The sequence below is a fragment of the Achromobacter sp. 46006 genome, assembly GCF_059761975.1.
The window spans coordinates 1-22,597 of the sequence record NZ_JCBANN010000037.1 but is presented as its reverse complement, the minus strand read 5'-3'; the positions used below and the strand labels follow the sequence as shown (position 1 = coordinate 22,597).

At 67.7% G+C, this 22,597-nt stretch carries 20 protein-coding genes; 13 read left to right on the top strand and 7 right to left on the bottom strand.

All coding sequences use genetic code 11. The annotated features are described in order from the left end of the window. Positions 1-18: 18 nt before the first annotated feature. Genes AC6LKG_RS17520 through AC6LKG_RS17490 form a run of 7 tightly spaced genes read left to right on the top strand, consistent with a single transcriptional unit; the run spans position 19 to position 7,289 of the window. Complete coding sequence (locus AC6LKG_RS17520; RefSeq protein WP_498166283.1) at positions 19-1,017, top strand: alginate O-acetyltransferase AlgX-related protein; 999 nt, start codon at positions 19-21, stop codon at positions 1,015-1,017. 4 nt (positions 1,018-1,021) lie between these two features. After that, complete coding sequence (locus tag AC6LKG_RS17515; protein WP_498166282.1) at positions 1,022-2,128, top strand: alginate O-acetyltransferase AlgX-related protein; 1,107 nt, start codon at positions 1,022-1,024, stop codon at positions 2,126-2,128. Between the two features lie 6 nt (positions 2,129-2,134). Then, positions 2,135-3,715: an MBOAT family O-acyltransferase gene (locus AC6LKG_RS17510; RefSeq protein WP_498166281.1), complete on the top strand. Its 1,581-nt coding sequence runs from the start codon at positions 2,135-2,137 to the stop codon at positions 3,713-3,715. A 25-nt stretch (positions 3,716-3,740) separates the two neighbouring features. Continuing rightward, a complete protein-coding gene (locus AC6LKG_RS17505) occupies positions 3,741-3,980 on the top strand; it encodes an acyl carrier protein (RefSeq protein ID WP_498166280.1) in 240 nt (79 codons plus the stop codon). A 22-nt stretch (positions 3,981-4,002) separates the two neighbouring features. After that, positions 4,003-5,478, top strand: coding sequence for an AMP-binding protein (locus tag AC6LKG_RS17500; protein WP_498166279.1), 1,476 nt, complete (start codon positions 4,003-4,005; stop codon positions 5,476-5,478). Beyond that, complete coding sequence (locus AC6LKG_RS17495; RefSeq protein WP_498166277.1) at positions 5,475-6,149, top strand: alginate O-acetyltransferase AlgF; 675 nt, start codon at positions 5,475-5,477, stop codon at positions 6,147-6,149. Before AC6LKG_RS17500 ends, AC6LKG_RS17495 begins: the two co-directional genes overlap by 4 nt. 9 nt (positions 6,150-6,158) lie before the next feature. Further along, positions 6,159-7,289, top strand: a complete 1,131-nt coding sequence (locus AC6LKG_RS17490) for an acyl-CoA dehydrogenase family protein (RefSeq protein ID WP_498166276.1) — start codon at positions 6,159-6,161, stop codon at positions 7,287-7,289. A 12-nt stretch (positions 7,290-7,301) separates the two neighbouring features. Here the strand turns inward: AC6LKG_RS17490 and AC6LKG_RS17485 are convergent, their stop codons facing one another. From AC6LKG_RS17485 to AC6LKG_RS17465, 5 genes are all read right to left on the bottom strand, one after another. Beyond that, a complete protein-coding gene (locus tag AC6LKG_RS17485) occupies positions 7,302-8,222 on the bottom strand; it encodes a DUF4434 domain-containing protein (RefSeq protein WP_498166274.1) in 921 nt (306 codons plus the stop codon). Positions 8,223-8,311: 89 nt separating this feature from the next. Beyond that, a complete protein-coding gene (locus AC6LKG_RS17480) occupies positions 8,312-8,725 on the bottom strand; it encodes a YidB family protein (RefSeq protein WP_498166272.1) in 414 nt (137 codons plus the stop codon). A gap of 123 nt (positions 8,726-8,848) precedes the next feature. Beyond that, a complete protein-coding gene (locus tag AC6LKG_RS17475; RefSeq protein ID WP_498166271.1) occupies positions 8,849-10,045 on the bottom strand; it encodes a lytic murein transglycosylase in 1,197 nt (398 codons plus the stop codon). Beyond that, complete coding sequence (locus AC6LKG_RS17470) at positions 10,042-10,758, bottom strand: MOSC domain-containing protein (protein ID WP_498166270.1); 717 nt, start codon at positions 10,756-10,758, stop codon at positions 10,042-10,044. Before AC6LKG_RS17470 ends, AC6LKG_RS17475 begins: the two co-directional genes overlap by 4 nt. Before the next feature lie 10 nt (positions 10,759-10,768). Further along, a complete protein-coding gene (locus AC6LKG_RS17465) occupies positions 10,769-11,602 on the bottom strand; it encodes a ferritin-like domain-containing protein (RefSeq protein ID WP_498166269.1) in 834 nt (277 codons plus the stop codon). A 106-nt stretch (positions 11,603-11,708) separates the two neighbouring features. Here AC6LKG_RS17465 and AC6LKG_RS17460 point away from each other — a divergent pair, with 106 nt between their 5' ends. Further along, positions 11,709-12,848 carry a GNAT family N-acetyltransferase gene (locus AC6LKG_RS17460; protein ID WP_498166268.1) on the top strand — a complete coding sequence of 380 codons (1,140 nt, stop codon included), beginning with the start codon at positions 11,709-11,711 and terminating at the stop codon, positions 12,846-12,848. Positions 12,849-12,852: 4 nt separating this feature from the next. Here the strand turns inward: AC6LKG_RS17460 and AC6LKG_RS17455 are convergent, their stop codons facing one another. Both AC6LKG_RS17455 and AC6LKG_RS17450 read right to left on the bottom strand, forming a co-directional pair. Continuing rightward, a complete protein-coding gene (locus AC6LKG_RS17455) occupies positions 12,853-13,323 on the bottom strand; it encodes a cyanophycin metabolism-associated DUF1854 family protein (protein ID WP_498166266.1) in 471 nt (156 codons plus the stop codon). A 14-nt stretch (positions 13,324-13,337) separates the two neighbouring features. Further along, a complete protein-coding gene (locus AC6LKG_RS17450) occupies positions 13,338-15,623 on the bottom strand; it encodes a cyanophycin metabolism-associated ABC transporter (RefSeq protein WP_498166264.1) in 2,286 nt (761 codons plus the stop codon). Between the two features lie 260 nt (positions 15,624-15,883). On the opposite strand from AC6LKG_RS17450, the gene cphA (AC6LKG_RS17445) reads away from it, so the two are divergent. The 5 genes from cphA (AC6LKG_RS17445) to AC6LKG_RS17425 all read left to right on the top strand — a co-directional run bounded on the left by cphA (AC6LKG_RS17445) (position 15,884) and on the right by AC6LKG_RS17425 (position 22,538). Beyond that, the gene (gene cphA, locus AC6LKG_RS17445) at positions 15,884-18,499 is read left to right on the top strand and encodes a cyanophycin synthetase (RefSeq protein ID WP_498166262.1); all 2,616 of its coding nucleotides are present in this window, start codon (positions 15,884-15,886) and stop codon (positions 18,497-18,499) included. A 62-nt stretch (positions 18,500-18,561) separates the two neighbouring features. Then, positions 18,562-21,132, top strand: a complete 2,571-nt coding sequence (cphA, locus tag AC6LKG_RS17440; RefSeq protein WP_498166260.1) for a cyanophycin synthetase — start codon at positions 18,562-18,564, stop codon at positions 21,130-21,132. A 599-nt stretch (positions 21,133-21,731) separates the two neighbouring features. Continuing rightward, on the top strand, positions 21,732-21,932 hold the full coding sequence (locus AC6LKG_RS17435; RefSeq protein ID WP_006389412.1) for a CsbD family protein: 201 nt from the start codon (positions 21,732-21,734) through the stop codon (positions 21,930-21,932). Between the two features lie 25 nt (positions 21,933-21,957). Next, entirely contained in the window at positions 21,958-22,122 is a 165-nt protein-coding gene (locus AC6LKG_RS17430) for a DUF1328 domain-containing protein (RefSeq protein WP_006389411.1), read from the top strand. A gap of 77 nt (positions 22,123-22,199) precedes the next feature. Then, positions 22,200-22,538, top strand: coding sequence for a BON domain-containing protein (locus AC6LKG_RS17425; protein WP_498166258.1), 339 nt, complete (start codon positions 22,200-22,202; stop codon positions 22,536-22,538). Positions 22,539-22,597 lie beyond the last annotated feature (59 nt).

Sequence of the window (22,597 nt, the reverse complement as noted above, 5' to 3'; positions counted from 1 at the left end):
ATGAAGGAGTCCGCAAGCATGACCACTTTTATCTCCCGCCCGCCGCGCCGCCTGCGCTTCGCTTCGGCGCTGTGTGGCGCGCTGCTGGCGCTGGCCGCCGGCCTCACGCAGGCGCAGCAGGCGTCGTCCATCGTCATCCAGGGCAAGGACAACTGGCTGTTCCCCGGTTGGGGCAGCCTGACCCAGGTGGACACGCGCGGCATCGACGCCGCCACCCAACTGGTGCGCGAAGCCCGCGATGCGCTGGCGGCCAGGGGCATCCAGTTGGAAGTGCTGGTGCTGCCCGACAAGACCCTGTTCTACCAGGACAAGCTGCCGGATGGTACCGCGCTGAGCGCCGAAGTCAAGAAGCGCTACCAGACCATCCAGGAAAAGCTCAAGGCCGCCGGCATCGCCACCATCGATGACGAAGCCGTGCTGCGCCGCCTGAAGGACAGCGGCCAGAACGTGTTCTATCGGACCGACCAACACTGGACCCAGGCCGCCGCCGATGCCACCGCCGAAGCCCTGGCCGAACGCATCAAGCAGGACGTGAAGACGCTGGCCGGCAAGCCCGGCAGCGGCATGCCGCTGGGCAGCGTAGTCAATGAACGCCGCTATGGCGACCTGGCCGAACTGTTCCTGACGCCCGAGCAGCGCAAGCAGGCCGGCCGCGAGACTTTCACCGTGCGCCGCCAGGCCGACAACCAGAGCTTGATCGACGACGCGCCCGCGCCGGTGCACGTGACCGGCCACAGCATGGTGCAACCCTACTTCGGCTTTCCGCAGAAACTCTCCAATGCGCTGGACCGTCCTGTTTCCGTGAACTGGAAGCCCGGCAACGTCGGGCAATGGATCGTGCTGCTGGAGTACCTGGAGTCGCCCGCCTTCAAGCAGAACAAACCGCAAGTGCTGGTGTGGCAGATGTTCGAGCCCACCTATGCGCAGGGCCCGGATGCCAAGGGCCTGTGGGACAACGCCTCCATCATGACCGTCGACACCTGGCGCGGCCGCATGAAGGCGGCGGTGGGAAAGTAGCGCCGTGGCCCAACCGGACAAGGCGGTAACGGCACCGGCGGAGCCCGGCCACCGGCGCAACGCGATCGTGATCGGCGTGCTGCTGGCGCTCGGCCTGGGCTGGGGCGCCTGGTGCCTGGCGCAAGCCAGGCTGCGCGCCGCCGACATCGCGCCCGCGGCGTGGCTGAACGGTTCTGCCGGCACCAGGCTGAACCAGTCGCTGAGCCTGCCGGCGCAGGCCGCGGTGAATACCTGGAACGCCTCGATCCGCTATCGCTTGCTAGGCGACCTGGGCGACCAGGTCGCCATGGGCTGTCCGCAATGGCTGTTCTACCGTGACGGCCTGCGGCCGCAGCCCGGGGTTCACGTCTTCGATGAGCGCCTGCGCCTGATGCGCCATTGGGTCGAACAACTGCGCCAGCGGCAGGTGCAGGTACTGGTGGTGGCCGTGCCCGACAAGTCGCGTATCGAGGCCGACCACCTGTGCGGCCAGACGGTCTCGCTGCCGATGCAACGCACGCTGGACGCCTGGCAGCAGGCGTTGCGCGCGCAGGGCGTGCCCTTTGTCGACCTGCGCGATGCCCTGACGCAGGCCGAGGCGCCGCGTTTCTTCCGCACCGACGTGCATATGAATGCCGCCGGCGCCCAGGCCGCCGCCGACCGCGTGGCGCAGGCCGCTTTGCCCCTGTTGGGCGGCCCCGGCAGCCAGGCCTTCAGGGTAGAACCGGCGGGCGCACCGCAACCGCGCATGGGCGACCTGATCGTGCTGGCCGGACTGGAACAGGCGCGCCCCGGGTGGCGTCCCGAGCTGGACCTGGCGGCGCCGCAGAAGATCGAACCGGTGCGCGGCGGCGGGCTGCTCGACGACACGCCACCGGTGGAAGTGATGTTGGCGGGCAGTTCCAACGGCCGCCGCAGCAACTTCGCCGAACGGCTGGGCATGGGGCTGGGCCGCGAGGTCTGGAACTTGAGCCTGGATGGCGGCCAGTTTTCCGGGGCCTTGCTGGTGGCGCTAAAGCAACGCGACCATTGGCCCCGAAGCCTGAAGCTGGTGATCTGGGAGTTTTCCGAAATGGCGCTGTCGCTGCCGCTGACCGACGACGAGAAATCCGTGCTGGCCCGACTGCCCTGACCCCAGATGCTATTCAACTCCTACCTGTTCCTGCTGATATTCCTGCCCGTCACGCTGGCCGTGTACTACGGCGCGGGGCGTCTCAACCTGCGGCTGGCGGCACTGTGGCTGTGCCTGACCTCATTCGTGTTCTATGGCTGGTGGAATCCACAATTCGTGGCGCTGCTGGCGGGGTCGATCGCTTTCAACTTCGTGGTCAGCCTGCTGATCCTGCACACGGCGGCCCGGCCAAAGCTGCAGGGACTGATCGTGGGCCTGGGCGTGGGCGCCGACCTGGCGCTGCTGTTCCACTACAAGTACTTCGCCACGCTGCTCAATTTCCTGACCGACCTGGGCATGACCAGTTCGACCATGGACGCGATCATCCTGCCGCTGGGCATTTCATTCTTCACGTTCACCCAGATCGGCTACCTGCTGGATTGCCGCGCCGGCGTGGTCAAGGAACGCAGCCTGCTCAGCTACGTGCTGTTCGTGACCTTCTTCCCGCACTTGATCGCCGGCCCGATCCTGCATCACAAAGAGATGATGCCGCAGTTCGCGCAGCCGGAAAACTACCGTTTCAAGGCCGAGAACCTGTCGGTCGGCGGCATGCTGTTCGTGATCGGCCTGGCCAAGAAGGTGCTGCTGGCGGACGGCATCGCGCCCTACGCGGATGCCGGCTTCGCCGCGCCGGGCGAACTGCAGTTCTGGGCCTCGTGGGGCGCCAGCCTGTGCTATGCGTTGCAACTCTATTTCGACTTCTCCGGCTATTCGGACATGGCGCTGGGCCTGGCCAAGATGTTCGGCATCCGCTTTCCGCTGAACTTCAACTCGCCCTACAAGGCCGGCAGCATCATCGAGTTCTGGGCGCGCTGGCACATGACGCTGACGCGCTACCTGACGGCCTACCTGTACTACCCGGTGGCCATGGCCATTTCAAAATGGCGCACCGACCGCAACCTGCCGGTCGGCGCCCAGGGAGTGGCCACAGTGGGCGGCTTCCTGGCCAGCATCGTCACGCCGACGCTGTTCACGATGGCGCTGGCGGGAGTCTGGCACGGCGCCGGCTTCCAGTTCCTGGTGTTCGGCCTGTTGCATGCCATGTACCTGTCGGTGAACCACGCCTGGCGCATCTTCGTGGTCGGCCGCAAGCCCGCGGCCGCCCGCAATCTGGGCGTGGTCAAGCGCGCCGCCTGCGTGCTGCTGACCTTTGTGGCGGTGCTGGTGGCGCAGGCCTTCTTTCGCGCGCACGGTGTCGGCGACGCCATGCTGCTGATGCAGGGCATGATCGGCCTGCGCGGCATGGAAACGCTGGACCTGGCCACCCACGTCAGCGGCCTGGCCTGGGGCGATGCCTGGCGGGTGCTGGTCGGCCACCACCTGCAGTTGATCTATGCTGTGGTGCTGCTGGGCATCGCCTGGTTCGCGCCGAACGCGCACCAGATCCTGGGCCGCTACTCGCCTGCGCTGTTCAAGCCCCAGGAAGCGCCCACGCCCTGGATGCGCTGGCGCCCCAACCTGGCCTGGCTGACGGTGATGCTGGCCCTGCTGTTCGTCTGCCTGGTGAACCTGCACAAGGAAACCCGGTTCCTCTATTTCCAATTCTGACCGCGGCGCGGTCTCGGAGCACGCTATGGACATCAACGACATCGAAGCCAAGGTCGCCGAACTCATCGAAGGCATCATCCTCACCAAGGTCGATTCCGATACCCTGCTGATCGAATCAGGCCTGGTGGACTCGCTGGCCGCCGTGGACGTGGCGCTGGCGGTGGAGCGCCAGTTCGGCTGCAAGATCCCGCCGACCGAGATCGACGTGCACCTGGAGTCCGTACACACGTTGGCGGAATTCATCGCGGAGCACGCGCGCGCCTGACGTTTCCCCGGGGGGCTGCAACATGCGTTTTGATTTCAATGCCTACGATTTCGCCGACACGGCCAGCGGCGCCGACGCCATCGCGGTGGTCGACGCGCAAGGCGCCCTCACCTGGGACGCGCTGCTGGCCGCCATCCGGGCCTGGGAACAGCAGGCACTGCGGGCGGGCGTCAGCGCCGGCGTGCCGCTGGTGATCTCGGGCCACAAGGAAGCCGCCTTTCTGGTGGCGATCCTGGGCTGCCTGCGGCTGCGCGTGCCGTTCGTGCCGGTCGATGTCATCAATCCGCCCGAGCGCATCGCCCGCATCGGCGACCTGGTGCGCGCCGGCCTGCGTTATGACGCACAGGCCGGCGCCTTCGCGCCCGGCTGCGCCAGCCCCGCGCCGTTGGCCGAGCAAGGTCTGGCCTACATCATGTTCACTTCTGGCAGCACCGGCGATCCCAAGGGCGTGCAGATCGGCCGCGAGAGCGTGACCCTGTTCGCCGGCTGGATCCGCGACTGCCTGAACCTGGGCCCGGCGCCGGCGTTCATGGACCAGATGCTGTTCAGCTTCGACTTCTCGCTCTTCAACTGGGTCGGCGCACTGGAACTGGGCGGCGCGTGCGTGCTGTGCCCGCGCGAAACCATCGCGCAACGCGATACCTTCGTGCGGTATCTGGCCGACAACCGCATCAATGTCTGGGCCTCGACCCCTTCGTTCGTGCGCCAGCAACTGTTCAATCCGGACTTCGACCAGGCCCACTTGCCGCTGTTGCGCGTGTTCGTATTCGGCGCCGAATCGCTCACCCCCACGCTGGCCGAGGAGCTGTGGCGGCGCTTTCCCGCCGTGCGCATCATCAACTCGTACGGCCCCACCGAGGCGACTTGCTCCACCACCTGGGTCGAGATCGATGCCGCCCTGCGCGGCGAAGCGCCCAATCCGTTCCCCGTCGGCCGCGCCAAGCCCTATGCGGGGGTCTTCATCGAGAACGGCGAGATCAGCATCGCCGGCGACCACGTCATGCGCGGCTATCTCAACCGACCTGACCTGAACGCCTCGCGCATGTTCACGCGCAATGGCAAGCGCGGCTACCGCAGCGGCGATCTGGGCGAGATCGATGCGCGCGGCCTGGTGACGTTCCGCGGCCGCATCGACGACCAGATCAAGCTGCACGGCTACCGCATCGAACTGGCCGAGATCGATGCCGCCATCGCCGCCCTGCCCGGCGCGCGCGCCGGGGCCACCGTGGCGCTGCGCCGGCCCGATGGCGCTATCATCCGGCTGATCGGCTTCGTCGAGCCGGCCGCGCCCGGCCCCGCCGGCCTGCAACCGCTGCCCGCGGCGCTCGACAACTGGAAAGCCGCGCTGGGCCACAAGCTGCCCCCTTACATGATCCCGTCCGAGCTGGTCGCCTGCCATCGCTTCCCGACCACCAGCACCGACAAGGCGGACCGCAAGCAACTCGAGCGCATGTATCTCGATGCCCGCCTCAGCAAGAAACCGGAGCCGCAAGCATGATCCGTCCCATTCATTTTCCCGCCCTGGCGCTGGCATTGGCCCTGCCGGGCGCCGCCGCCCAGGCCGAGGGCGTGTTCGCCCAGCTCTATGCCGCCCGCCCCCCCGCGGGCTCGTCATTCGTGCGGGTCGTCAATCCCGACACCGGCCCCGTGCGCGTGCAGATCGCCAACGGTCCGTCTCAGGAAATCGGCCCGACCCAACCGGCCACCACCTACGCCATTGTCAAGGGCAGCCAGCGATTCGATCTGCTGATCGACGGCAAGCCGGCGGCCAGCCTGCAGGTCAAACCCGACACCTTCACCACCCTGGTGGTGCGCCGCGACGGTGTCAACGTCACCTACTCCGCCATCGATGACAGCAACGGCACGCAGGACGCGCTCAAGGCCGAGCTGCGCTTCTACAACCTGGCGGCCGATTGCCCCGGCGCCAGGCTCGAAGTCAGCCCCACCGGGCCCACGCTGTTCCAGGACGTCAAGCCGGGCGCCTCGGCGGCGCGCGCCATCAACCCGGTCAGCGCCACGCTGGCGGCCGGTTGCGGCACGGTGCTGTCGCCCTCGCTGGCGCTGCCGGCCCTGCAGCCCGGCGACCACTACAGCCTGTTCCTCACCGGCAGCGCCACCGCGCCCAACCTGCGCGGCCAGGCCAGCGCCACGGACCCCTATAGCAAGTAAGGAGGCCGCATGCGCCGCGTGTTCCGGGACGACCACGAACTCTTTCGCGATCAGGTGCGGCGCTTCGTCGCCGAAGAGATCGCACCGCACTACGCCGGCTGGGAAAAGGCCGGACTCGTGCCGCGCGCATTGTGGCGCCGCGCCGGCGAAGAAGGCCTGCTCAACTGCGCGCTGCCCGAACCCTACGGGCTCGGCGGCGACTTCGGCCATGCCGCGGTGGTGATCGAGGAACTGGCGCGCGCCAATTTCCTGGGCATCGGCTTCTCGATCCATTCCGACATGGTTGCCCCATACCTGGACGCCTTCGGCACCTCCGCGCAGAAAGAGCGCTGGCTGCCCGCCATGACGCGCGGGGAAATCATCGGCGCCATCGCCCTGACCGAACCGGGCGCGGGCAGCGACCTGAAGGCGGTGCGCACGCGCGCCCGCCGCGATGGCGATCACTACATCCTGAACGGCCAGAAGACCTTCATTACCAACGGCGTCAACGCCGGTCTGGCGATCGTGCTGGCCAGCACCGACCCCGACCTCGGCGCGCGCGGCCTGTCGCTGTTCTGCATCGAGGAGAACCTGCCCGGCTACACCAAGGGCGCGGCACTGGACAAGATCGGCCAGCACTGCCAGGACACCTGCGAACTGTACTTCGATGACGTGCGCCTGCCAGCCGATTGCCTGCTGGGCCAGGAGAATGGCGCCTTCGAATACCTGACGCAGGAACTCGCGCGCGAACGCCTGGCGATCGCACTGCGCGCCGGCGCCTCGCTCGAGGGCATGCTGGACGAGGCGGCCGAATACACCCGCAACCGCAAGGTATTCGGCCGCCGGGTGTTCGACTACCAGAACTCGCGCTTCAAGCTGGCCAGCGCGCGCGCCCAGAGCGCCATGCTGCGGGTGTTCCTGGACGATTGCCTGGCGCGCCACATGGCGGGTGAACTCGACGCCACCAGCGCCGCCATCGCCAAGCTCAACGCCACCGAAATGCAGGGCGCGGTGCTGGACGACCTGCTGCAACTGTACGGCGGCTATGGCTACATGGCCGAGTACGGCATCGGCCGCGCCTGGGTCGATGCGCGCGCGCTGCGCATCTTCGGCGGCACCAGCGAAATCATGCGGGAGATCATCGGCCGCAGCTTTCTCTGAAGACCCGCGGGCTCAGACGCGCGCCGCCATCCAGGCATCCCTGAGCGCGCGGGCCTCGGGCGTATCGCCGATCACCCAGGGGTCCATCGTGAATGCCACGACGCGCTTGGCGCCATAACCGCGCGCCACGTCCCACTGCTGCTTGACCCGGCCGAAATCGGCTGAACGCGCCTTGAACGTGGTGCCGTCCGTGCTGCCCGAGGGCAGTTCCTCGAACAACTCCATGATCAGGTCGAACGGGGCGCGGCGCTTGAGCAGCATGTCGTGCAGCGGTTCCAGCGCCCGGTAGTTGGCCAGGCCCGCCACGCCCACGCCGTCCTGGATCATGGGGTGGATGCTTACCGCGTCCAGCACCCGCGACCATAGCTGCATCAGCGAGCCGTCGCCGCCGAGCCGGCTGTGGTAGGTCGAAATGGACGGAATGCGATGGCAACTGGCCAGCGAGGCGCGGGTGAAAGCGTCCAGCCACGGCACCAGCAACGCCTGGCGTTCGGGCCGGGCCCAGTTGTATTGCTCAAGCTCGTACGGCACGTACCAGCCGCGGAAATTGCGGCGCTTGGGCCAGGCGGCGGCGCGCATGTAGGCCACCCCGCGGTCGCGGGTATGGTCCAGGTAGGCGGCCAGCGCCGTGTCGTCGGACGCGGCCAGCATGTTCCACCAGCGCTGGTCATAGGGCAGGCCCACGTGCACGCCCAGGCCGTTGCGGTCCGCTTCCTCGAAGATGATGTCCAGCATCGATGGCGGCGCCATCCAGTCATCCGGCCGGCCGCCTTCCAGGCCGACCCACTGCAGGAACAGCTCGCGGCAGCCCAGTTGGCGATAGGCGGCAAAGCGGCGGCGCCATTCGGCGCGCGTCAGGTCCAGGTGGCTGAGCCAGAGTTGCAGGAACGTCGCGTTCAGCGAGATCGGCGGCGCACAGGCCGCCAGCGGCATGAGGGCGCCCAGCGCCGCCGCCTGCAGCAGACGGCGGCGCGCGGAGGATTGGAGGCGTGGGCGGGTCAGGAAGAGAACCCTTGCCGGGATCAGCCGCGATTGCCGAGCAGGCCCGACAGCGAGGCCAGCAGGTCGGTCGGGTTGAAGGACTGGCCCGGCTGGACGGCGCCTTCGGGCGTGGCCTTATCAATCAACTGCGGCAGCAGCGAGGACAGCGAACCCAGCACTGAACCGGTGTCCTGACCGGTCTTGGCGGCCAGCTCATTGACCACGCCCGGATCCAGCACCTGGCCGAGCTGGTCGGCGCTGACCGGCAGGTTCTGACCCTTGCCGATCCACGATGCGACGATTTCGCCCAGGCCCCCCTGCTGGAAGCTGGCGATCAGGCCCGACAGGCCGCCCGGGTATTTGTTCAGTTGTTCGATCAAGGCCGGCAGCAACGAGGCCGAGCCCCCCTGCTGACCACCGCCAGCCATCGAGGCCAAAGTATCCAATAGACTCATCGCCGTACTCCAGGAAAATCGGAAATCCAGTATAGGCCCATGGCGCCGCACATTCCGCCATCCGACGGATACCGCCCCCCGATCTTTGCAAAACTTGTCGTTTGCCGTGGACCGCCCACCGCCTCAGCCCGCGCCGCGCAACGCCCGCAATGCCTTCTGGCCGGCGCGGCCGTCGGCGGGCAGGCCCAGCGCTCGCTGCGCCGCGCGCAAGGCCTCGCGGGTGCGTTCACCGATCATGCCATCGGGTTCGCCCGGTTCATAGCCACGGGCAATCAGCAGCCGCTGCAGCTCGCGCCGCTCGGCCCGCGACAGGCCCGGATCGTCGGTCGGCCAGGCCCGCGCGAGCGGCCCACCGCCGCGCAGGCGGTCGGACAGGTGCGCGATCGCCAGCGCGTAGCTCTCGGCGGCGTTGTACGAGTAAAGCGCGTCGAAGTTGCGCGTCACCAGGAAAGCCGGCCCCTGGGGGCCGGCCGGCAGCAGCAGGCCGGCCGCGGTATCGCCCGGCGGCAGCGGCGTGCCGTCGGCGCGCGTCACGCCCTGGCCGCGCCAGAACGCCAGCGGGCGCTTGTTCTTGCGCCCCGCGCCCGCGGTGCTCAGGCCGGACGGCAGCCTGACCTCGTAGCCCCAGTCCAGCCCGCTCTTCCAACCGGCGCGCTTGAGGAAATTGGCCGTGGACGCCAGCGCGTCCGGCACGCTGTCGATCAGATCGCGCCGGCCGTCGCCGTCGAAATCCACCGCCAGCCGCAGATAGGTCGACGGCATGAACTGGGTCTGGCCAAAGGCACCGGCCCACGAGCCCTTGAGCTTGTCCGGATCGATATGCTCGTCCTGGATGATCTTGAGCGTGGCGTAGAACTCGCCGCGGAAATACGCCTGGCGGCGGCCGAAGCACGACAGCGTCGACAACGACGTCAGCAGCGGCCGTCCGCCCAGGGTACGGCCGTAGTTGCTCTCGACGCCCCACACCGCCGCTATGGTGGCGGGATCCACGCCATAGCGCGAGGCGGCGCGATCGAGCTCGGCGCGCCAGCGCGCGATGCCGTCCTTGCCGTCGGCGACACGCTCGTCGTCGACCAGGGCCGCCATGTAATCCCAGATCGGCGTCTTGAATTCGGGCTGGGCATCGAGCAGGCCGATCACCGCCATGTCGGGCGCCAGGTTGGCGGTGTGCCTGTCGAACGTGGCGCCAGACACGCCGGCCCTGGCCGCGGGCGCGCGCAGGCCCGCCAGGCAGGTCGCGAAGGCGTCCGCGGCCTGCGCGGCGCCGCTGGACAGCGCCAGGGCGAAGGCCGCCAGGGACGCGGCGTAGCGGATCTTCATGTCGTGGAGGTTCCTGTGGAGGGATCGGCCGCGTCGCCTTGCAGGCGCCGTTGCCAGTCTTCGACCTGGCCCAGTCTGGCGCGCTTCTCGAACAGCGCGCGCCAGTTGGGCGACAGCGCCGGCAGCGCGGCCAGCTCGGTCAGCGTGGGCACGTCCAGCACCCGGCGGTTGAGAATGTCCTGGACGCGGGCCAGCGTCCATTGGGGATAGGGCCGGTCACGCAGCGACAGCGTATCGCCCGGCGCCAGCCAGCCCTCGCGCAGCACGCGGTAGTACCAGCCGGTCCTGCCGCTGGCCTGCACCCGGGCCGACATGCCGGCCTGGTCGAAACGGTGGTTCAGCTTCCAGCACGGCTGGCGCGCCTGCGACACCTGGATCAGGGCCTGGCCCACGGCATAGGTGTCGCCGACGCAGACGTCGTGTTCGGTCATGCCCGTGGTGGAGAGATTCTCGCCAAACGCGCCCGGCGCACGCAGCACGGCGCGTTCGCCCAGGTCGCGCAGCCAGGCCGCATAGTGTTCGCGCGCATAGTGGTGCAGCGCCTTCTCGGGGCCGCCATGGAAGCGGTGGTCGGCCTGTTCATCGCCGCGCAGCCCGTGCGCGCCGAGCCACAGCGGCGCGGCCACCGGATGCTTGTCGATGCCGCTGCCGCGGCCGGAATCGCCCAGCGGGCGCACCACGCCCGTCAGCAACGCGTCGATGACGATTTCCATGCGTGCGTCCTCAGTCCGCCTGCAGCGCGGCCAGTTCGGCCTCGTCGAAGCCGGCGGCGCGCCGCGCCTGCAGGTTGAAGGGGCCGCGCAGGCGCGGCGCCTTGTAGCGCGCGGCCAGTTCGGCATAGCAGGCCACGGGCTCCCTGCCCTGCTCGGCGCAGAGATGCTTGTACCAATGGTTGCCGATCGCCACATGGCCGATCTCGTCGCGCAGGATGATGTCGACAATGGCCGCGCTCTGGGCGTCACCGGCCCCCGCCAGCTTGTTTCGGATCAACGGCGAAGCATCCAGCCCGCGCGCCTCCAGCGTGCGCGGCACCAGCGCCAGCCGCGCCAGCAGGTCGTCACCGGTGCGCTCGGCCATTTCCCACAAGCCGTTGTGGCCGGGGAAATCGCCATAGGCGTAGCCCAGGTCGGCCAGGCGCCGGTTCAGCAGTTCGAAATGGCTGGCCTCTTCATGCGCCACGCGCAACCAGTCGCGGTAGAAGGCATCCGGCATCCCCGCGAAGCGCCAGAGAATATCCAGCGCCAGGTTGACCGCGTTGAACTCGATATGCGCCAGGGCGTGCAGCAGCGCGGCGCGGCCCTCGAGCGTGGCCATGGAACGCTGCGGCACCTCGGCCGGCGATACCAGCGAGGGTACGGCGGGCCGCCCCGGCAGGGCGGTATGCGCAACATAGCGCCGCGCGCCATCCAGCGGCGCATCGGCGCCGATGGCGCGCACCCGCGCCAGCTTGTCCGCCCAGCCGGTGGCGGCCAGCGCTTGCAGCGCCTGCGCCCGCAGGCAGGCCGCGCCGCCGTCCGGGCCGCTCCCGCCCGGGGAAAGGATCGAATTGCTGTCCATGAGAATTTCCGCTGCGTGGCGACCCCGCGCCGCCCGCAAGACAATAACCCTGCGCACTCATCGGGCGCGGTGCGCCACGCGCCAACGAAGACTTTATCATTCGTCCATGGATTCGCCGCTCCGCCTGACCATCGAGACCGACCTTGCCCGCGTCGACGCCCGCCAGTGGGACGCGCTGGCCGGCGACCAGCCGTTCCTGCGGCACGCCTTCCTGCACGCCCTGCACGACAGCGGCTGCGTGGCGCCGCGCACCGGCTGGTCGCCGCACTACCTGATGCTGTGGCGCGGCGCGGCGCTGGCCGGCGCCGTGCCGCTCTACCTGAAATCGCATTCGCGCGGCGAGTACGTCTTCGACTACGCCTGGGCCGACGCCTTCGAGCGCCATGGCCTGCGCTATTACCCCAAGCTGCTGGCGGCGGTGCCGTTCACCCCGGTTTCAGGCCCGCGCCTGTTGGCCGCCGGCGACGAAGACCGCGATACGCTGGTGCGCGGGCTGGTGGCCTTCGCCGAAGAGATCCAGGTGTCGTCGCTGCACTTGCTGTTTCCCGCCGCGGCCGACCTGCGCGCCTTGCGCGAGGCCGGCTTCATGGTGCGCGAGAGCGTGCAGTTCCACTGGACCAATCCGGGCTACGCCGACTTCGACGCCTTCCTGGCCACGATGAGCCACGACAAGCGCAAGAAGATCCGCCAGGACCGCAAGAAGGTGGCGCAGGCCGGGCTGGCGTTCCGCTGGCTGCGCGGCGCGCAGATCGACGCGTCCGACCTGGATTTTTTTTATCAGTGCTACTGCCATACCTACTTCAACCACGGCAACCCGCCCTACCTGAGCCGCGAATTCTTCCTGCGCGCCTATCGCGACCAGCCAGACGCCTTCGTGCTCATCATGGCCGAGCGCAACGGCCAGCCGGTGGCCGCGGCCCTGAATCTGGCGGGCGGCGACACGCTGTACGGGCGCTATTGGGGCGCGATGGAATACGTGCCCGGGCTGCATTTCGAAACCTGCTACCTGCAGGCCATCGCCTACTGCATCGCCCATGGCATGGCCCGCTTCGAGGGTGGCGCGCAAGGGGAACACAAGATGGCGCGCGGACTGCTGCCTACCCCCACCTGGTCGGCACACTGGGTGGCCGACGCGCGCTTCGCCGCCGCGATCCAGCACTTTCTCGATGAGGAAACCGCCGCGGTGGATGACTACCTGGGCGAACTCGAGGCCCACACGCCGTTCAAGCGCGCGGCCTCGGACTGAGCGGTCAGAGGAAGCGATCCAGCAGCTTGCGGCTGTGCCTGTCGAGCGACAGGATATCGCGCACCAGGTAGAAGATGCCGTGGCTGTCGGCGATCAGCAGCGTCTGCGGCCCCAGGCGGCGGATGTCCTCCTCGCCGCGCAGCGTGAATCGGGTCGGGCCTCTGTCGGTTTCCACACTCCAGACACTGGGCGTGGCGAAGGTGGACACACTGGCCAGCTTGCGGATCTCGGGCATGAACTCGCGGCCGGCCAGCTCTTCCTCGATCAGCGCGCGTTGGGCGGCGGGCACCTCCGCCAACCGTTCGATCCACAGCAATTCACGGCCTTCACCTGTGACCAGCGACAACCCGCGGTCGGCTTCGCTGATGGGAAACGCGCGCACCGGAATCACGCCTTCGTGCGCGATGCCATCTGCACCCTCGAACACCAGGCGCCCGAAGGCATTGCGTCGCAACTGGAAAACGGGAAGCGTCATGACGGTCATCTCGCTCAGGCCACGGCGGCCATGTCTTCGCTGCCGGAGGCCTGCGCGTCGGCCTCGTTCTGGCGCGCCTGCGCCTGGTACAGCCGGTAGTAGGCGCCCTCTCGCGCCATCAGTTCCTCGTGCGGCCCCTGCTCGACGATCTGGCCGCGATCCAGCACCACCAGCCGGTCGGCCTTGCGCAAGGTGCTCAGGCGGTGGGCGATGGCGATGGTGGTGCGGCCGCGCACCAGGTTGTCGAGCGCCTTCTGGATTTCCTTTTCGGTGGTGGTGTCCACCGACGAAGTGGCTTCGTCCAGGATCAGGATGCGCGGATCGATCAGCAGCGCGCGCGCGATCGAGATGCGCTGGCGCTCGCCGCCGGACAGCGCCTGGCCGCGCTCGCCGACCAGCGAGTCGTAGCCGTGCGGCAGGCGCAGGATGAATTCATGGGCGTGGGCGGCACGGGCCGCGGCCACGATCTCGTCGCGGGTGGCGTCCGGCTTGCCATAGGCGATGTTCTCGGCGATGGTGCCGAAGAACAGGAAAGGTTCCTGCAGCACCAGCCCGATGTTGCGACGGTAATCCGCCACCCGCACCGAGCGGATGTCGGCGCCGTCCACCAGGATCGCGCCTTCCGACACATCGTAGAAGCGGCATATCAGATTGATCAGCGTGCTCTTGCCCGACCCGCTGTGGCCCACCAGGCCGATCATCTCGCCGGGCGCGATGCTCAGGTCCAGGCCGCGGATGACCTGGCGGTTGCCATAGCGGAAGCCGACGTCGCGCAATTCGATGCGGCCGTTGATCTGCGGCAGCCTGGCCGGGTTCTGCGGCTCCGGCACGCTCGACACATGATCCAGGATGTCGAAGATGCGCTTGGCGCCGGCGGCGGCCTTCTGAGTCACCGACACGATGCGGCTCATCGAATCCAGCCGCGTGTAGAAGCGCCCGATGTACGCCAGGAACGCAGCCAGCACCCCCACCGTGATCTGCTTCTGCGAGACCTGCCAGATGCCGAAGATCCACACCACCAGCAATCCCACCTCGGTCAACAGGGTGACCGTGGGCGAGAACAGCGACCAGGTGGTATTGACGCGGTCGTTCACTTCCAGGTTGCGGTTGTTGGCCTCGCGGAAACGCGCCACTTCGCGCTTTTCCTGGGCGAAGGCCTTGACCACGCGGATGCCGGGAATGGTGTCGGCCAGCACGTTGGTGATTTCCGACCAGATCCGATCGACCTTCTCGAAGCCATGGCGCAGGCGATCGCGCACCGCGTGGATCATCCAGATGATGAACGGCAGCGGCACCAGCGTGACCAGCGCCAGCCAGGGATTGATCGACACCAGGATCACCGCGGTCATGGTGATCATCAGGATGTCGTTGGCGAAGTCCAGCAGGTGCAGCGACAGGAAAACGCAGATGCGGTCGGTCTCGCTGCCGATGCGGGAGATCAGGTCGCCCGTGCGCTTGCCGCCGAAATATTCCAGCGACAACTGCTGCAGGTGTTCGTAGGTCGTGGTGCGCAGGTCAGCCCCGATGCGCTCGCTGACCCAGGCCAGGATATAGGTGCGGGCCCAGCCCAGCCCCCACGCCAGGAACGCGGACGCGAGCAGCCCGCCCAGGTACAGGCGGACCTTGTCGTAATCGATGGGCGCGCCGTTCTGGAACGGAATCAGCACGTCGTCCATCAGCGGCATGGTCAGGTAGGGCGGCACCAGGGTCGCCGCCGTGCCCAGCAGGGTCAGCAGGAAACCGGCCAGCAGCGGGCCGCGGTACGGCCGCGCGAAGCGCCACAGGCGCAGCAGCGCCCAGGTCGAGGACGGCGCCGCCTGTTCCTGGTTGCACGCCGCACACTCCTCCTGCCCGGCCGGGATGGCGTTGTTGCAGATGGTGCACTGGCGCTCGCCCGGCGCCGCTGCCGGCCGGCCCGACAGGCGGATGGCTTGCTGCGCCTCGAACTGGCCCAGCAGCCGCAGTGCGGCCGGATTGCAGGCCAGGGTGAAGCGCCAGATGCCCAGGCGGGCGGCGTCATCGTGCAATTCCAGTACGGCGGCGCCGGCGTGGTCGGACAGATTAAGGGACAGTTGAGGGCCGTAGCACCAGCTTTCCCAGGCGGTATCGGCCGGATTGCGTGCGATCAGGCGGCGGTCGGTCACGGCCACCAGTCCCGGGCGGAACTTCAGGCGCTGGTCCAGGTCTATCTCGAGCCAGGCCAGCAGGGTTTCGCCCTGCGCCAGTTCCGCGCGGAATTCATCCCGCCAACGGGCAGGAAAGGCTTCGGCCAGGCCGGAAAGCAGGTGTGGTTTTTTCATTGGAACGCATACCGGGCCAGGACTCTGCCCTACAAGGCGGCGACGGCTTTCCGGCCCCAGGCCGGAAACGTGTCCCTTCCTTACAACACAACGAGTTCACGCCTTTGAAGGCGTCGTATAGTATCAGCCGATTTTTCTAATTAGGAATATCTGGGATCCCCCACTCGTTGGCATTATTCTTAAGGCGCAACCCCAATAAATCCGCGGTCTTGCACAGGGGCGTCCGCGCGTGCCAACCTGCTTCTCAAGTAAATTAAAACATGAAAAAGAAAGACATTGAATTTCTCGATGTCGTGGCTTTGCGCGGCCCGAACATTTGGACGTACCGTCCGGTACTTGAGGCATGGGTGGACATCGGCGAACTGGAGGACTCCCCCTCCAACACGATCCCGGGCTTCTACGAGCGCCTGACCGCCTGGCTGCCGACCCTGATCGAGCACCGCTGCAGCCCGGGCGTGCGCGGCGGCTTCCTGGCCCGCGTCAAGGAAGGCACCTGGCCCGGCCACATTCTTGAACATGTCACCCTCGAACTGCAAAACCTGGCCGGCCTGCGCGGCGGTTTCGGCAAGGCCCGCGAAACCTCCACGCGTGGCGTCTACAAGGTCGTGGTGCGCGCCTGGCAGGAACAGGTTACCCGCGCGGCGCTGAACGAAGGCCGCGACCTGGTCATGGCCGCCATCGAAGACCGTCCGTTCGACGTCGAGGCCACCGTGGCGCGCCTGCGCCGGCTGGTCGACCAGCACTGCCTGGGTCCCAGCACCGCCTGCATCGTCGATGCCGCCGACGACCGCGACATCCCTTACATCCGCCTGTTCGAGGGCAACCTGGTGCAGTTCGGCTACGGCTCGCGCCAGCGCCGCATCTGGACAGCCGAAACCGACCGCACCAGCGCCATCGCCGAAGGCATTTCGCGCGACAAGGACCTGACCAAGGAACTGCTTTCGACCTGCGGCGTGCCCGTCCCCGAGGGCCGCCTGGTCGACAATGAGGACGACGCCTGGTCGGCCGCCGAAGACATCGGCCTGCCGGTCGTGGTCAAGCCTTATGACGGCAACCACGGCCGCGGCGTATTCACCAACCTGACTACGCGCGAGGAAGTGGTATCGGCCTACCGCGTCGCGGTGGAAGAAGGCAGCGGTGTCATCGTCGAGCGCTTCGTGCTGGGTAACGAACACCGCCTGCTGGTGGTCGGCAACCGCATGGTGGCCGCCGCCGCCGGCGAGCCGGCCTGGGTCACCGGCGACGGCAAGTCCACCATCACCGAACTGATCGACAGCCAGATCAACACCGACCCGCGCCGTGGCCGCACCGAAAACCATCCGCTCAATCCGGTGCGGCTGGATTCGGCCGCGCGCCTCGAGATCGCCCGCCAGGGCCTGTCGGAAGACAGCGTGCCGGCCGACGGCCAGCGCGTGCTGGTGCAGCGCAGCGGCAACGTCGCCTTCGACGTCACCGACCGCGTGCACCCCAGCGTCGCCGCCACCGTGACCCTGGCCGCCCGCATCGTCGGCCTGGACATCGCCGGCGTCGACCTGGTGGCCGAGGACATCTCGCGCCCGCTGGACGAACAGCGCGGCGCTATTGTCGAAGTCAATGCCGGCCCCGGGCTGCTGATGCATTTGAAGCCAGCCGACGGCCCCCCGCGTCCGGTTGGCCGCGCCATCGTCGACCATCTGTTTCCCGAAGGCGATGCCGGCCGCATCCCCATCGTCGGCGTCACCGGCACCAACGGCAAGACTGTGGTCGCGCGCCTGGTGGCGCGCCTGCTGCACCTGTCTGGCAAGCGCACCGGCCTGGCCTGCAGCGAAGGCCTGTATCTCGACCGCCGGCTAGTACAGAAAGGCGACCGCGCCGATTTCGCGTCCGGCACCCGCGTGCTGATGAACCGCAACGTCGACGCCGCCGTCATCGAGAACGACAGCGGCGTGATCCTGGGCCAGGGCCTGGCCTATGACCGCTGCCAGGTGGGCGTGGTCACCAACATCGACGACGCCGACCACCTCGGCGACTTCGACATCAACGAAACCGAACGCATGTTCAATGTGTTCCGCACCCAGGTCGACGTGGTGCTGCCGACCGGCGCCGCCGTGCTCAACGCGCGCGACGCGCGCGTGGTGGAAATGGCCGAACTGTGCGACGGCGCCGTGATCTTCTTCGGCATCGAACCGGCCCTGCCCGCCATCACCGCGCACCTGCAGCAGGAAGGCCGCGCCGTGTTCGTGCGCGATGGCGCCATCGTCCTGGCGCAAGGCGCGCATGAAGAACGCCTGGCCGACGTCGCCGCGATCCCGCTGACACATGGCGGCCGCGTGGCCTTTCAGGTCGAGAACGTGCTGGCCGCGGTCGGCGCCGCCTGGGCGCTGGACATCCCGGTCGAACTGATCCGCGCCGGCATCGAGACCTTCGACATCGATCAGGCCGACGCGCCCTGGCAGTTCACGCTGTTCGAACGCAATGGCAGCACCGTGGTGGTGGACGACGTCCACAACGCCTCCGCGCTGCGTCCGCTGATCACCGCCATCGACCAGTTCCCGTCGACCACCCGCGCCGCCGTCTATTCCGCCGGCGCCGACCGCCGCGACGTGGACCTGATCGAACAGGGCAAGCTGCTGGGCGATGCCTTCGACCGCGTCGTGCTGTACGACGACACCACCGTCACCAGCAAGCGCCCCGCCGGACAGGCGCGCGCGCTGCTGCGCCAGGGGCTGGAGCAAGGCAGCCGCGTCAGGCAGATCATCGACGAGCCGGACCACGGCAAGGCCATCGAGAGCCAGCTTTCCGGTATCGCCGCGGGCGACTTCGTGCTGCTGCAATCCGACGAAGCCTTCTCCGGGCCCACCATCGATCTCGTCCGCCGCTGGATCCAGCAACACTGACATCATCGCGCGCGCCACGGCCACCGCCGCCGGCGCGCGCAAGCTAGACAGGAATACCTGCCATGGAAGTTTCCCGTATCCGAGCGCTGCGCGGCCCCAATCTGTGGAGCAAGAACACCGCGATCGAAGCCATCGTGTCGTGCGCCGACGCCGAATGCTCGATCGACAGCCTGCCCGACTTCGAAGCCCGCCTGCGCGCGCGCCTGCCCCAGACCGGCCTGCTGCGCCCCGAGGGCCACCAGGGCGCGGTCTCCATCGCGCACGTGCTGCAGATCGTCGCGTTGACGCTGCAGGCCTACGCCGGCTGCCCCGTCACCTTCGGCCGCGCCTCGTCCACCATCGAACCCGGCGTGTTCCAGGTGGTGGTGGAATACAGCGAAGAAGAAGTCGGCCGTCTCGCCATGGATCTGGCGCAGCAGCTGGTGCAGGCCGCGCTGGACGACACGCCGTTCGACCTGGCCGACGCCCTCAAGCGCCTGCGCGAACTGGACGAAGACGTGCGCCTGGGCCCCAGCACCGGCGCCATCGTCAATGCCGCCACCGCCCGCAACATTCCGTACCGCCGCCTGACGCAAGGCAGCATGGTGCAGTTTGGCTGGGGCAGCAGGCAACGCCGCATCCAGGCCGCCGAGACCGACCTGACCAGCGCCATCTCCGAATCGATCGCGCAGGACAAGGACCTGACCAAGATGCTGCTGGACGCCGCCGGCGTGCCGGTGCCGCTGGGCCGCTCGGTCACCACCGCCGAAGACGCCTGGGCCGCGGCCCAGGAACTGGGCGGCCCGGTGGTGGTCAAGCCGCGCGATGGCAGCCAGGGACGCGGAGTGGCGGTCAATATCGAGACGCGCGAGCGCGTGATCCAGGCTTTTGAAGTGGCCGAGGAAATCAGTTCCGAAGTCATCGTCGAGCGCTACATTCCCGGCCACGACTTCCGCCTGCTGGTGGTGGGCGGCGCGCTGGTCGCGGCCTCGCGCCGCGATCCGCCGCAGGTCACCGGCGACGGCGTGCACACCATCCGCCAACTGGTCGAGCAGGTCAACGCCGACCCCTTGCGTGGCGACGGCCACGCCACCTCGCTGACCAAGATCCGCTTCGACGACATCGCGCTCGCGACGCTGAAAAAACAAGGCTTCGATGCCGAGTCCGTGCCCGCGCCGGGCACCCTGATCTTCCTGCGCAACAACGCCAATCTCAGCACGGGCGGATCGGCCACCGACGTCACCGACGAAGTCCATCCGGAGATGGCGGCGCGCGCCGTTTCGGCCGCGCGCATGATCGGCCTGGACATCTGCGGCGTCGACGTGGTGGCCGAGAGCGTGCACTACCCGCTCGAAGAGCAGAACGGCGGCGTGGTCGAAGTCAACGCCGCGCCCGGTCTGCGCATGCACCTGAACCCCTCGTTCGGCAAGGGCCGCGCGGTGGGCGAAGCCATCATCGCCAACATGTTCGCCGATGGCGAGGATGGCCGCATTCCGCTGGTGGCGGTGGCTGGCACCAACGGCAAGACCACCACGGTGCGCCTGACCGCGCACATCCTCGGCGCTGCCGGCAACCGCGTCGGCATGACCAACTCCGACGGCGTCTACGTCGACAACCTGCGCATCGACACCGGCGACTGCAGCGGCCCGCGCAGCGCCCGCAGCGTGCTGATGCATCCGGACGTCGATGCGGCGGTGTTCGAAACCGCGCGGGGCGGCATCCTGCGCGAAGGCCTCGCCTTCGACCGCTGCAACGTCGCCATCGTCACCAACATCGGCATGGGCGATCACCTCGGCCTGGGCTACATCAGCACCGTCGAGGATCTGGCCGTGGTCAAGCGCGTCATCGTGCAACACGTGCATCCCGGCGGCACCGCCGTGCTCAACGCCGCCGACCCCATTGTGGCGGAGATGGCCTCAAGCTGCCCGGGTTCAGTCACCTACTTCGCCGAGGATCGCAACCATCCGATCATGGCGACGCACCGGGCCCAGGGCCTGCGCGTCGTCTACCGTGATGGCGACGCCATCGTCGCGGCCCAGGGCAGCGAGGAAACCCGTTTCCCGCTGGCCGAGATCCCGCTCACGCGCAATGGCACCATCGTCTTCCAGGTCGAAAACGCCATGGCCTCGATCGCCGCGGCCTGGGCGCTGGGCCTGGACTGGAGCATCGTCCGCCGCGGCCTGGCGACCTTCGTCAACGACGCCCAGACCGCGCCGGGCCGCTTCAACGTGTTCGATTACCGCGGCGCCACCGTGATCGCCGACTACGGCCACAACCCCGATGCGATCCAGGCCCTGGTGCGCGCGGTCGATGCCATGCCCGCCAAGCGCCGCTCGGTGGTCATCAGCGGCGCCGGCGATCGGCGCGATGAAGACATCCGCATGCAGACCGAGATCCTCGGCGAAGCCTTCGACGACGTGCTGCTGTACCAGGACCAATGCCAGCGCGGCCGCGCCGACGGCGAAGTGCTGGCGCTGCTGCAGCAAGGCCTGATCAACGCCAGCCGCGCCCGCCACATCGAAGAGATCCACGGCGAATTCCTGGCGATCGACAAGGCATTGGCGCGCCTGAATGCGGGCGATCTCTGCCTGATCCTGGTCGACCAGGTGGAAGAGGCCCTGGCGCACATTGCCCGCCGCATCGGCGAAGCCTGACGCCGCGCGGCGTCGCAGCACAAGCAAAAGGGGCGCCCAGCGCCCCTTTTGCTTGTGCGCCGCGACAGCCTAACCACGCAAGACCGTGTCCGGCGCGGCGGCCTGATACCGGTCCGTCACGTGCGTGCAACCCAACGTCGCCATGGCGGCCAGCGTCAGCAGGATCGTGCCGAGGATTCGTTGCGTCATACCTGTCCTTTTTCGAGTGATGTCGACGATCACGCCAACCGCCAGGCGGTATCCGGCACAAGTTCCGACTATATCGCCGCGCCGGTTGCGCATCCAGCGCGCCGACGCCGACCCACTCGCCCGCGCCCTTGCGCCATTGGCGTGTAGACCCCGTTACCAGCCCCGCTCAAATCGGGACAATAGGTTGCTCAAATGTAACTCTCGCCCTTGGTACGCCTGCGCTACCGGCCGTCGAAAGACGGCCGATTTGACTCGTCCCCGGCAGTTACATTTACCCACAGCGTTCTTTGACAGGCCTCGCGGCCGACCTGTACCTTGAACTCAAGCTGATCAGTGCCCAACTCAACCGCGAACGCAGCAGCTTATCGGCCATAAGCCCGCAGCGTCCGCCACAACGAAGAGAGGTCACCATGAACAACGACATCATTGCTGGCAAGTGGAAGCAACTTACCGGTAAGGCCAAAGCGGCCTGGGGTGAACTCACCGACGACGAGTTGACCCGTACCGAAGGCAACGCCGAACGCCTCGCTGGCCTGATCCAGGAGCGCTACGGCAAGACCAAGGAACAGGCGGAAAAGGAAGTGCGCGATTTCTTCGATCGCAACCCCTGATCCCGAGCCACCAGGAGAAGCCGACATGTTGCACTACGCCGTAGTTTTCTTCGTCATTGCGATCATCGCGGCAGTCCTGGGCTTCGGCGGCATCGCCGCCGGCGCCGCGGGCATCGCCAAGATCCTGTTCTTCGTCTTCCTGGTTCTGGCGCTGCTGTCCATTCTGGGCGGCGCTTTCCGCAAGAAATAGAAGAACATCGCACCCAAAGAACTTTCGCTTAGCCGTTGCGTCACAAACGCGCTGAACCACACACAAGGAGCACAACTATGGAATTTCGCAAGCTGATCGCCGCCGCCGCACTGGGTACGGGCGCTGTCTTCACTTCCATGGCCTTTGCCGCCAATGACGGCAAGCCCAAGCAATCCGTGGGCGAATACGCGTCCGACGCGACCGTGACCACCAAGGTCAAGGCCGCCTTCGTGGCCGACAAGCAACTGAGCGCGCTGGACATCGCCGTCGAAACCACCGATGGCGTGACCAAGCTGACCGGTAGCGTCGGCACCGCCGCCGAAGCCGATCATGCCGCCACCGTGGCACGCGGCGTCGAAGGCGTGAAGCAGGTCATGAACGACATCAAGGTCGACCCGGCCAAGAACAAGAAGTAAACCGCCGGCCCTTGATGGCCATGCAATGAATAACGGCGCCTGTGCTCACACACAGGCGC